Annotated in this window: 8 protein-coding genes; 4 read left to right on the top strand and 4 right to left on the bottom strand. The window is 59.3% G+C overall.

All coding sequences use genetic code 11. The features are described 5' to 3' along the window. The first annotated feature begins 58 nt into the window (after positions 1–58). Positions 59–415: a hypothetical protein gene (locus C8N36_RS18640; protein ID WP_097806381.1), complete on the top strand. Its 357-nt coding sequence runs from the start codon at positions 59–61 to the stop codon at positions 413–415. A 103-nt stretch (positions 416–518) separates the two neighbouring features. Next, a complete protein-coding gene (locus C8N36_RS18635) occupies positions 519–2159 on the top strand; it encodes a CHAT domain-containing protein (RefSeq protein WP_097806382.1) in 1641 nt (546 codons plus the stop codon). On the opposite strand, the gene C8N36_RS18630 is transcribed toward C8N36_RS18635, so the two are convergent. Next, positions 2160–4733, bottom strand: coding sequence for a hypothetical protein (locus C8N36_RS18630; protein ID WP_110767960.1), 2574 nt, complete (start codon positions 4731–4733; stop codon positions 2160–2162). Between the two features lie 22 nt (positions 4734–4755). Then, complete coding sequence (locus C8N36_RS18625; protein ID WP_141468197.1) at positions 4756–6228, bottom strand: patatin-like phospholipase family protein; 1473 nt, start codon at positions 6226–6228, stop codon at positions 4756–4758. Between the two features lie 178 nt (positions 6229–6406). Between C8N36_RS18625 and C8N36_RS18620 the strand changes: the two genes are divergently transcribed. Together C8N36_RS18620 and C8N36_RS18615 are read left to right on the top strand one after the other, a co-directional pair. Next, positions 6407–7036, top strand: a complete 630-nt coding sequence (locus C8N36_RS18620) for a hypothetical protein (RefSeq protein ID WP_097806309.1) — start codon at positions 6407–6409, stop codon at positions 7034–7036. Between the two features lie 13 nt (positions 7037–7049). After that, on the top strand, positions 7050–9170 hold the full coding sequence (locus tag C8N36_RS18615) for a caspase family protein (protein WP_097806310.1): 2121 nt from the start codon (positions 7050–7052) through the stop codon (positions 9168–9170). 28 nt (positions 9171–9198) lie between these two features. Here C8N36_RS18615 and C8N36_RS18610 read toward each other — a convergent pair whose 3' ends face one another. Continuing rightward, positions 9199–10293 (bottom strand): ParB/RepB/Spo0J family partition protein, encoded by a 1095-nt coding sequence (locus C8N36_RS18610; RefSeq protein ID WP_097806311.1) that lies wholly within the window; start codon positions 10291–10293, stop codon positions 9199–9201. A gap of 3 nt (positions 10294–10296) precedes the next feature. Beyond that, positions 10297–11688, bottom strand: coding sequence for an AAA family ATPase (locus C8N36_RS18605; protein WP_097806312.1), 1392 nt, complete (start codon positions 11686–11688; stop codon positions 10297–10299). Positions 11689–11929: the final 241 nt, after the last annotated feature.

The following is an 11929-nucleotide window of genomic DNA, read 5'->3' as shown; positions in this document are numbered from 1 at the left end:
AGGTTGAACAATTGTGCCTAAAATTTTTTATCTGACTTAATTTTGAGGAGAGATACACATGAAAACATTACTGATTGCGGGAGTTTTGACTCTCTCTTCGGCTTTGACCGTTCACGCCGAAGAGGCCGATCTCACCCCGCAGGTGATGGCCCAAATCACCATGTCCGAACAACTGATGGCACTTGGCACCGCGCGTGATGAGCCGCTTTTGATCCTCGCCGCTATGCGCTTGCGCGCCACCCTTGATGGCCCGACCGCAGCCCCCGGCGACGGTTTTACAACCCAAAAAGACATGGCCGCAGCCGCGATGAAACTCGCCGAAGGGGATGACGCCCTGACCGGCATCGTCGAAGATGTCACCGCCGAAAGCGCGCGCCGCATGTGTATCTATGCCCGCAATGGCGCGTGCTACTAATCCGACCTGAACACCGACCTGAACACGGGCCTGCGCGGTGCAATACTGCACCCGCAGGTCTCACTTTGGTACATACCCCCTTTCAAGTCAGGCGCTTGCCGTGATGGCTGTAAAACTTTTCCTTATGCGCGCCGCCCTGCTGGTGGCCTGTGCCGTCTGCACAGCTGTCCACGCGCAGACCGATGCCCGCAATACGCTGATGGCTGAACGGGCTTTTGAAGGCGCGCAATGGATCATGGCAACCAAGGCCGCCCGCGCCGTGGCCCAAATGGGGGCCCGCGCCGCACAGGGCGATGGCCCGCTGGCCCTGCTGATCCGGCAAAAACAACAGCTTGAGGCAGACCTGACTCGCGCCCGATCCCAATACGCCGCGCAAGACGCCGGTATCAACCGCCAGCAGCTTGAAATCCTTGACCAAACCTTGCTGGATATGGACGCCGAAATCCGCGCCCAATTCCCCGGATATGCCGAATTCGCCAATCCCAAACCCATCGGATACGCTGCCCTGCGCGCGCAATTGGCCCCGAACGAAGGGTTGGTGATGTTTCTCAGCGCGCCCTTTGCCACCTATGTCTGGGCCGTGTCGCATCAAGGGCAGGCGTGGCACCGCGCCGATATCACTGCCGCGCAGCTGTCTGAACGCATTCGCCTGCTCCGCCAAGACCTTGATCCAACCGCGCCGGTGCGCGCCGCTGTCGCGTTATCCGCCCCCGAGCCACCGCGCGGCCCGAATTTTGACGATGCGCAGGCCCATGCCCTGTTTGCCGATTTGCTGGCACCTGTGATGTCTGCCCTTGCGGATGCCGATCATCTCTTTGTGGTCAAGGATGGCGCTTTGGCCGGCTTGCCCTTGGCGGTCCTGCAAACCGAACCGCCCGGCGCCGCCAGCCCGCCCGCTTGGCTGATCCGGCGCTTTGCCCTCACCACCTTGCCCGCCGTCTCAAGCCTTGGCAGCATCCGCGCCGCGTCTCGAATGGCCAAAGAATCCAGCCAAACCGCCCGCTTTGTCGGCTTTGGAAACCCCGATTTTCGCGGCGATTTCCCCGCAGATCCCGCCGCGCTTTCGCGGGCGATACCTCCTTCCGATGCGGGCCAAACCACGCTCACAGATGCGCTGCGCAGGCTCAGCCCGCTGCCCGGAACCGCCCGCGAATTGCGCGACATTGCCGCCTTGTTTCCAGTCGGTCAGGCCGCAATATTCACCGGAGCAGATGCCACAGAAACCGCCGTTAAATCGGCGGAACTGGGGCAAGCGACGATCATTTCTTTTGCCACTCACGGGTTAATCACTGGCGATATCAAAGGGTTGGCGGAACCCGCCTTGGCCTTATCACCGCCAGACACTGCCAGCACGCTTGATGACGGGTTGCTCACGGCCTCCGAAGCGTCAGAGCTAAAGCTAAACGCCGATTGGGTGATCTTGTCGGCCTGCAACACAGCGGCGGGGGATGGCACACCGGGCGGCGAAGGTCTGTCCGGCCTCGCCCGCGCCTTTTTGTTCGCAGGTGCCCGCGCGATTTTGGTGTCGCATTGGCCGGTGCGCGATGATGTCGCCGCGATTTTGACCCAGAGCACGCTGGCCCGTCTGCAAGTCGATCCAGCAATGGGCAAATCCCAAGCGCTCCGCCATGCAATGCTGGAATTGATCGACCGACCCCGCGATCAAACCCGCGATTCCGGCCTGTCACACCCCTCGGCTTGGGCACCCTTTGTGCTGGTGGGCGATGGCGGTGCGGCGCGCTGATCAGTAGCGCGACACCACCAGCATTTGCTCTGGCACCCTGCCCGTCACCGCCCCCCACGCGATGTCCACAAACAGCAAATAACGCCAGCGATCGCGCTCGAGCAATTGCAACGTCCCTTCGCCCGCCCCTTCAAACGATAGCCTTGCAGCAATTCGGGCGGCGCGGTCCATCAGGTCAAAAGCCCGCGCCATGTCACCCGCCCGCGCAAAGGTAAAGGCCATCTGCCACAAGGTTTGCGCATCCAGATAGCTGCCGCTTTGGTCGGCCCCTTGGGCCACCCATGCCATATCGCGCATCCAGACCGCAGCCCCCTGATAGTTGCCGGTATCCCGCAATTCGAACATCGGGCGGATCAGGCCCATACTTCCGCCAAATCCCTGTGTTTCTTGGGTAAATCGCGCCTGCAAACCAGCGGGCATTGGCGCGTCCAGATCCGGCCAGGGTGTCGGCCAATCCGCTGTCCGCCCCAAGGCGCGCATCGCATCCGCCCCCTGCACATCGCCTGCCGCTGCCAGATAATGCGCCTCTTGCACCGCAATCGCCCGCAGTTTGGCACTTTGTGCGTAGATCGCGGGGGTATCGATTGAATTCTTACCCGACAACTCCGCCTCGGCCCGCAACCGAAAGCCGCGATAGACCTGCGCGGCCTCCTCTGCCTTGCCTTGGCGAAACAGCACGCGCGCGCGCATGTCTGCCTTATCCGCCCGTCCGTCAATCAAAGCCAGCAAGCTGTCGTCATAGCCGGTGTCCAGCAAGTCCAGCGCCAAATCCTCGGCCTGATTGAACCACCGCAGGTCCCGCTCCGGTGCCGCCAGCATTTTAACCACCGCCCGCCGGTAATAGGCCCGCGCCGCTGCATCGCCCAACCGGAAACTGGCCCGCGCCCATTTTTGATAGAAATACGCGCTTAGATCGCCAACCGCCAAGGCCTGCGTGGCCCGTGCTTCGGTCCGCGCCCCGATGTCCGAGGCCTGCCGGTATTTCCCCGCACGAATCAAGGCCGACATCGCACGTTCTGCCCGCTGTGCAAGATCGGCCACCGGCAGGTCCGGCACCTGTTCGGCAAAGGCGAATCCGGTCATATGGTTGCGCGCGCCGTCCATCGGGCGACGCTCAGATCCGCCGTTGCTATAAAGATCCGCCAGCTTCAGGAAATCGCCGGGAAACACCTCGCGGAAAAATGCATCAGCCGCAGCTTGTTTTGTCCCTTGCAGGCTGCTTGGATAGACGGTTTTGGGCAAGACCTGATAGCGGCCAGCAAGGCGCGCTGTGATATCCGCACCGCATTTTTCTACGCGGCAGGCGGCGGTTGCTGCCCGTGCCTGCGCCGCAACATCCGGCTCCCCTGCCAAGACCGCTGCGGCCCATTGATCCATCAAAATCGCGTGCAAACGGGCGTCTGAAAACCCTTGCCCACGGGCATCGGCCAAAACAGCGCTGAACATCTCCAGCGCCCGCGCCGCGTCCCCATCCTTTAGAACCAAACGCGCCTTGAACACCTGCGCCACAAGGGCATCCCCCGGCCGGTCGGAGGCCTGATACAAGTGATGCAAAATCGGCCAGCTTTCGATAATCAACCCCGCCCAAAGCGCATCGCCAATATAGGCCACATCGCCATCCGTCAGCTTTTGGGACAACAAAGCGCCGCTGTCATCGACCAACCCCGCCACTTCTGATGCAACGCTGGCCCCGCCCATCAAATACGGCGACATGCCGTTTTCCCGAAATAACCGGTCCGCGATCAATCGCACTCGCCTTTGTTCGGCGGATGTCAGGGTTTGCGGGGCTTGCGCCGCCTGCATCGCCCATGCCAACGCCGCGGCCCAGTCTCCGGTCGCAAAATCTGCCTCACGCCGGATATCGGCCTGCATTTCCTCTGGCGCGGTCACCAAGTCTGCCGCGTGATCCAGCGCAGTTTCCTTCATCGTATCAGAGTTATAGCCCTCATATGCCTGTTTGCCCGCGCTGCGATTCAACGTCAGCCAATCAAAGACAAAATCGCTGGGGCATTTGGCTTGCCCGCAGGCCTGCGCGCGGATCAAATAGCCCTGCGCCGCCTCTGCATCCCCGTCCCGCCATGCCAGAACCGCCGCATCCGCCAACAAAGACACCATCTGGTCTTCGGTCCCGCCAACCGCTGCAAACTGGACAATCAGGTCTTCGATCTGGATACGGGCGGCGGCGCGATCACCGGCCAGCCAGCGAATCCGCGCTTCGATCACACGGGCTAGGATTTCCGCCTCCCCCGTGTTCAACTGCCGAAGCAAGGACAGCGGATAGGCCAAATGATAATACACCATCCCCGCCGTCAAAGGCGTGTCCGACGCCGGATCGTACACCGCCCCCAATGCATTCAAATCCTTTAGGTCAAGCGGGGCATCCCCTTGGTGCAAATGCGCCGCAAAACTGCGGGCCAAAAGGGCCTGAGAGACGGTGAACCCCCGACCCGGATCAAGAATAAGCCCCTGAAACGCCTCCAAGACCGGATTGGCAGCCGCCTTGTTTTTCGCCGCGCCGGAAACAGGGGCCAAGGCCAGAGCCAGCGCCACCAAAATGTAGATAATTCGGCCCATGCCCCCTCCCCCGCTTTGGGTGTCAATTGCGAACCGGCGTAATCCGCACCGGCTTGATCTGGGTGCCGCCCTGTGCCGCCCCCACGGGTGCCGCAAACCCCGCCGCATGGATCAGCCCGTTGAATTCAGGGTTCATCCGCGTCGCCATACGGCCCGCTTCGATCGCCAGATCCACCTGATCCACCTTCAGTTTTAACCGCGTGGGGATGGTGTTCAGCTCCGCCTGCATCTCTTCGGGCAGCTCCTCAAACGAGGCAACACCAACGAACATTTTAACGTCCCGACAGTCCCATCCGGCCAGACTTCCACGTAGCGCCTTAACCCGCGCGGCGGGCAGGCCACATCGGTAATCGACCACATCGGCGTGCCAATCTTCCAACGTCAGCCGCATGGCGTCATAGGCCGTGCGCGTCGCCGAATTCATCGCGCTTTGCACAATCGCCCGCCCCAGCCCCACGCCCCCCGGTCCGCGCTGGCGGTTCGCCCAAGCCGGATCTTTTTCAACGCCGGCATTGGCGACCAGAAACAGGAAATTGCGCACCCGGACTGCTTGTTCTTCGCTTAGCGGGCCATATTGATTTTGCGATTTTGCCCGTGCCACTGCCAGCGCCACTGTACCGAAATTATCGGTAATTCCGCCGTCCAACAATTTGACATATTTGACTTTTTCCGCATCTGCATAGTTTTCCAAAACCTTGCCATGCGCCTTCATCGTCGCCGTAGATTCAGGATTATACCGCGCGGCGGTCAGCCAGTCCGGCTCTTGGTAGGTGCAGCGCTCTGAATGCGCCTTCAGCACAATCGGGCTAAACACCAGCGGAAAGGCCGCCGAAGCCGCAACCGCCTCTGACACCGGCAAAGACGCCAGATCGCTGCACAGCGCATCAAAGGTTTCCGGCGAGAAGAGAAAACTGGTTTCGCTGGCCACATCTGCCGCATTGATCCACGTCAGAATATCAGACCGCTGGGCCAAATCGCCGAAACTTGCGCCGTGAAACAGGGTTTCATCCAAGTAGCGCCCAAAGGTTTTACGCCCATTGGCCCCGCCCGACAGCCCCCGCGCCAAGGTCACTGGATTATAGGCCTTGTTGGCCATGTATTTTTCCGCGTTGGTTACCAGATACCGCTCGCGATAGCCCGCAACCCCCTTTGGCCCGTTCAATCCGAAATGCGCCGCCGTCACCGACCCGCCAGAAACCCCCGTGACCAGCCGCACATGTGGCAGTAGTCCATAGGGGTTTTCCGGCGTCTTTCCAATATCTTGCAGCGCCTCTATCATCCCGTGCGCGAAGGCCGAAGCCCGCATTCCACCCCCTGAAAAGGCCAACCCGATGAACAGGTCGTCTTGCGGAAGGGACGCCGCATCGATCCGCACAATCGGCGCATTTAACCCGTCTGTTTTCGGCACGTTGATCGGGGCGTTCACCGCAGCGCAGCCCGCCAGAACCAACAGGGCAAAACTGATCGTTTTCAAGGTATTGAAGCGCAATGGCACAGGCCGACCCTCAGACAGATTAAGGCGTGCCCCAACTGTAGGCCAAGGTTTTTGAATCGCAAAGCCTTTTGCGGACACCCCCGCCCATTCGAATATTCCGGCACAAACCAGCGTTTCCTTGCTAAAATCGCCCAGCTGTCACAAATTATGAAGACATCGTTTAGATCAGGAGCGTGCCATGACCCGTTTTTCCGTTCTTCTCTCTGCTGCTCTGGCCAGTTGTTTATGCACTGTGGCCGCCGCTCAGGAACCGGCTTTGAAACGGATCCAGACCTCCTTTACGCTTTTTCAAATGGGCGTCGATGAGGCCGAGCCGCTCTATATTCTGGCCGCCGCGCAGCTGCGCAAATCCATTCCTCTCTCCGCCGGAACCCTGGCCCCTGAGGGCGGCACTGTCGCCCCCGCCCTGCCCTTGCTGGACGCCGACGCGATGCTGGCTGCCGCCGCCCCCTTGATCGCTGGCGATCCGGCGCTGGAAGATCTGGCAGAAGACATAAAAGCCGCCCGCAGCAAAGGCGTTTCCACCGGACCGGTTTATTCCATTGTCAAAATCAAAGCCAAAGGTCGCGACGTTTACCCTTCGATCACCTTTTCCGGTGGAAAATACGCTGAAATCTATGTCGAAGGCGCTTCCGGTACTGACCTGAACCTGATGATCCATGACGCGAAAAAACGGCTGGTGTGCTCGGACACCGACATCAGCGCGGTGGCCTATTGTGGTTGGCACCCCAAACAAAACGACACCTATTCAATCACCGTCGTGAACCAGTCTGCCCGCAGTGGCCGCTATTCCCTGATGAGCAATTGAGGACAGTCCTTCCATGCGTTTTTTGTCTTTTATAGCAGGCTGGGTCACCGCCGCCGCCCTTGTCACAACACCCGTTTTTGCCCGTGAAAACCATGCTTTGCTAATCGGGGCCTCGACCTATCCAAATCTGGACGAACGGTTCTGGCTCGTTGGCCCGGCCAATGATGTCGATTTGGTTCGCGGCTATTTGACCACAAATCCAGCGGTTCCATTTGACGCTGAAAACATCACCGTTCTAGCTGATGGTGTCGCCGGTGGCCAAGAACCGACTTTGGCGAACATCCGCACTGAAATGGCCGTTTTGGCGACCCGCCTTCAGCCCGATGATTTTGTCTATCTGCACTTTTCCGGTCACGGCACGCAGGCCCCCGCGCAAGATCCCGAAAGCGAACTGGACGGGCTGGACGAACTCTTTTTGCCCTCTGACATCGGTCTTTGGAATGACACTGCGGGCAGCGTGCAAAATGCCTTGATCGACGATGAGATCGGTCAGATGATAAGCACGCTGCGCGCCACAGGGGCCACGGTCTGGGCGGTGTTTGACAGCTGTCATTCCGGCACCGTGACCCGCGCTGCAAACGCCGGCGAAGACCTGCGGATGCGCAAACTGGACCCTACAGCGCTTGGCGTGCCGCGCGCTGCGCTGGACCAAGCCACGCATGTAACTCTGACCCGCTCCGTCAACCCGCGCGCCCAAGACGAAGCGCCCATAGACATCCCGCCAAGCACCCTGCCCGATCAAGGCGATTTTATTGCCTTTTTCGCCGCCCAGTCCAATGAATCCACACCGGAAAAGCGCCTACCGCGCGGCAAACCGGGCCGTCGGTCTCAAGGTGTTTTTACCTATACCCTGTTTGAAACTCTGGCTTCAAATTCCGGCATTTCCTACCGCCAGTTGGGTCAGGAAATATTGCGAAAATACGCCACTGAAAGGCGGGCGCAATCGACCCCGATGTTTGTAGGCGATCTTGACCTTCCGGTCTTTGATACCGGCGGTGCCAGCAGCATCCAACAGTGGCCCGTCACTGTTTCTGATAGCGGCGCGCTCACCCTTTCTGCTGGCCTGTTGCACCGGTTGGAGCCTGGCGAACGGCTGGCCCTATTGGCGGCCCCGACCGATCCTATTTCCGGCGCCATCGGGATCGCGGCGGTTGATACGGTTGATACATTCGGGTCGACGTTGATTGCAGTAGAAGAGGATGGGCATCCCGCTATTACAACTTCCGATATCCCCAATGGGGGCTATGCTCGGCGTACTGAGGAGACAGTGAATTTTTCCATGAGCATCGCCCTCCCCCCAATGGGGTCTGCCGGCGATACCCCTGCCCGCGCCGCTCTCATGCAGGCCTTGGATTTTGCGGCCGCCCAAAGCTTAATGCCGCCGCGCGTGGTCTTTGTCTCACCCGCCGACTCTGCTGATTTACAGTTGACCATCGACAGCGCCAGAAACGAAATCCGGGTTCTGGCCGGTAGCGGGTATGCCAGCGATTTGGACATCATGCGAAGCCCGACAATCACAACCACCGACAAGTCAAATGAACAGCTGGCCCTTGATCTGGTCGACACGTTTTCACGCATCAGCAAAGTTCAGAACTTGTTGAAACTGGGCCGTGCGGCAGATGCAACCGGGTTGGACGTCGAGGTCACATTGCAGACTCGCACGACCGGCACACCCGGACTGGACAGGCTGGAAACCATCCCCGTGCCGCGCTTGGTGCCCGGCGACGAAGTGCATATTCTCGCCCGCAACCAAGATGACGGTCCCGTCGATCTCAACCTGCTATATATTGGCAGTGATTATTCGATCACGCATATGTTCAAAGGGCGGCTGCAATCCGGCGACACCTTGAAACAAGGGCTGCTCAGAATCACAGCCGACAGCTTTGGCCGTGATAGGATGATGCTGTTTATAACCCCTGCTGAAACCCACATGGCGGTCGAGGATTTCGGCTTCCTCGCCCAAACCGAACTGCCGGTAATGCGCGCCGCCGGTCGGTCTTTTCTTGCTCAGTCCCTGATAGATGCCGGTTTCGGCGACACCCTTCGGGCTGCTGTCCCGATTGGCGCGCCTGAACAAAGTGCCAAACGCCCGGTGCTGATGCACTTTGACATTGATACCCGCCCGCTAAAATAAACCGAGGTTTCGCCGCGAAACCCCCGCTCTATTTCGGGGCTTCCAGCAGACGCTGAAGCTCCAGAATCAGCGTGTCGATCATCTCATGGTCGACCTTGCGACCCCCAATACGGATAAGATAACCGCGGCTATCTTCCTCACGCCTGATCGAAAAACCGGTCGATGTTTTCACCCCGTCGGTTGCGCCACTTCCGACCCGCTTTTTGGCCGGACGCCCCCCGCGTTTCACATCGCGTGACAGGTCTTCGAACTTGGCAATTTGCGGCTCCAACACCGCCCACTCTGCCTCAGCCTCCTCAACGATGACGCTGCCCAAATTGTCACGCAATGCCGCCTCAGCACCACCGCGAAGCGCCGCTGACAACCGCAAACCCTGCTTTTCAGACAGAGCTTCAGGGAAGGCCATCAAATCACCAAGCTCTTCGAAAATGAGAGCAAAGCTGCGAATCTTGGACCGTTTCGCCTTGGAGGCAGCTGAGAACATCGCATTCACCGCTTCTTCGGTGCTGGCAAAGACCCCCATCTGCACCGCCAACGATGAAATACGACCGCGCTCAAACGGGCTGAGACCGGCACGAACTTCGTTTTCTTCGACCATAGCGGCAAAGGCTTCGGGCACAGATCCGGGCTGACGAATCAGGGATTTGATCGTGCTGTATTTCGCATCCGCCGTCAGGGCCAAAAGGGCACTGACCGCCTTGAACCGACGATACCCGGACAGGATACCGAAACGGCAGTCGCCAACAGGTTCAGCCAGCTCATACAGTTCGATCGGCAAGCGCAAGCCATTGGCAGCAATCGAGGTGCGCAGCTCCATCATGTCATCTTCGGCCAGCATCGCGCGATCGCGGACCATGTCCTCGGGATTGATCTGCTCCAAAGGGATTTCGCGGATCAACAGGCCAGCGGCTTCGCTGTCGCGAAGCACCTTGGCCGACACCGCGTTGCGGGCATTTTCGGCGCGTACATCGGGGTCGGTGACCGGCACCGACCGCGCCGCCTCGGCCGCGACCTGCGCAATCGGGGCCATCGCCGAGGCCGAGGAGGTTTCGCGGCGAAACTCCTCTTCCATGCGGGTCAAATCTTCGGTCGAGGGTGCGCTTAGTTTTCTACGCTTGGCCATGGGTTACTCCTCCCTTTGTGCATCGTCCGGCATGTTAACATCGCGCCACCACGCCCCCAGAATCAGCTCTTTGACCTCGGCCCATGTGCGGTCAAACGCCTCGCGTCCGCGCACATAGGTGTCGCGGTTGAACTCGCGGTAATCAGCCTCATAGATGCCGGAAACCTGTTCGCCCGCCTGCCCCACCATGGCGGTGAAATCCTGCCGGTAGGTTGTCATGAAATCGCCGAAATAAGCCTGAATGACATTGGCCAGATCGGTCTGCTGAGCCGCATCAAAGCGGGTGATCAGCGCGCGCACGGCGTCCCATTCAAAGCGCACTTCCTCAAGCCCTTCACGGCGGCGCATGGCGTTTTCACCGTCTTCGATGCTGGCGAAAGTGGAATAGAGCATGTCAAAAAACCGGCCCGTGCTGTCAAATTCCAAAAAGGACGCGCCAAGCGGCACCAAAAGGATGTCAGCGGCAGAAAGGGCGTTGATGGTCAGATAGCCGAGGGCAGGGGGGGTATCGAGAAAAATCAGGTCGTATTCATCCAAGAGACCTTCGGATTCAAGGAAACCGTTCAGCGCGTCCCACAACGGCCAGCTGCCCGATTGCATCCGCCAGACCGGCACCTGAAATTCCGCCCAATAAAGATTCAGCTGCGCGCCGATCAAATCGATATTGGGCCAATGGGTGGATTGGATCACTTGCTTGGCGTCGAAATTCAACGCCTCTGTCAGGGTTTCATCGAAGGGCAGGGGGGCCTGACCAGCAGCTTCGCGAACCTTGTTTTCAGCCAGCATATGGGTGGCGAAATGCTTGGCCAAAAGTGGAAAGGCGGTTTGCCATTCGTCGGTGACAGTGCCGCCCATGATCGAGGTCATGGACCCCTGACTGTCAAGATCAATCACCAAAACCTTGTAACCGTCCAGCGCCGCAGACATCGCCAGATGCGCACAGGTCGAGGTTTTGCCAACCCCGCCTTTGAAGTTGGCCACAGCCACGGTTTTGGCCGCCGCGCCTTCGGGGCGGTAAGGGCGGTATTCGCGGGTGCTGACCCCCTCGGAGGCGAAGTGATCACGTAGCTTGAGAACATCCTCGAGGCTGAACCATTTTGATCCGCTTTCGCCAGTGCCCTGAGGCAGATCGGGATGGGATTTCAACACCCGCCGGAAATGCGCGGGCGCGACAGGGATCAGGTAGCGGCAGACTTCCCATGTGGAAAACCGGCGCAGGCGTTTCTTGCCGTCGGGCATATACCCGCGCTTGGCCAAATCGGTGCTGCCCTTGTTGGCAAATGCGGCGGCTTTGGCGAATCGCGCTGTGGTGATAGGCTCGGAGAGCTTGTCAGCGGCGGCCTTGGGGTCGATGTTGAAATAGGGCGGGGGAGGGGTTTTGCCTGCGGAGTTCATGCGTTCCTCATGATGTTCGCAATTCTGCGTTATATGCGGGGAACTATCGCACATGGTGGGGCAAAAGGGAATCGCGATGTGGATATCCTGCGTTTTTTACCGCTTCTGATCCTAATCCAAAGAAAAAGGGCACGACAAAGGTTGAGAGTCTTTCAGGACTTTAGAATCTTTGTGGTTCAAAAAAGTCAAACTATCAGTGGCTTATATAGGTATGGGGACCCGTATACAGGGCCATAGGCAC

Source organism: Pelagimonas varians, from assembly GCF_003208435.1.
Lineage (GTDB): Bacteria > Pseudomonadota > Alphaproteobacteria > Rhodobacterales > Rhodobacteraceae > Pelagimonas > Pelagimonas varians.
Note: the sequence above shows the minus strand (reverse complement) of the source record. Positions and strands in the feature narration are given on the sequence as shown.

Bases quoted from the DNA above. Each gene is read 5' to 3' on its own strand.
- C8N36_RS18640 (WP_097806381.1), top strand. From the start codon at position 59: ATGAAAACATTACTGATTGCGGGAGTTTTGACTCTCTCTTCGGCTTTG.
- C8N36_RS18635 (WP_097806382.1), top strand. From the start codon at position 519: ATGGCTGTAAAACTTTTCCTTATGCGCGCCGCCCTGCTGGTGGCCTGT.
- C8N36_RS18630 (WP_110767960.1), bottom strand. From the start codon at position 4,733: ATGGGCCGAATTATCTACATTTTGGTGGCGCTGGCTCTGGCCTTGGCC.
- C8N36_RS18620 (WP_097806309.1), top strand. From the start codon at position 6,407: ATGACCCGTTTTTCCGTTCTTCTCTCTGCTGCTCTGGCCAGTTGTTTA.
- C8N36_RS18615 (WP_097806310.1), top strand. From the start codon at position 7,050: ATGCGTTTTTTGTCTTTTATAGCAGGCTGGGTCACCGCCGCCGCCCTT.
- C8N36_RS18610 (WP_097806311.1), bottom strand. From the start codon at position 10,293: ATGGCCAAGCGTAGAAAACTAAGCGCACCCTCGACCGAAGATTTGACC.
- C8N36_RS18605 (WP_097806312.1), bottom strand. From the start codon at position 11,688: ATGAACTCCGCAGGCAAAACCCCTCCCCCGCCCTATTTCAACATCGAC.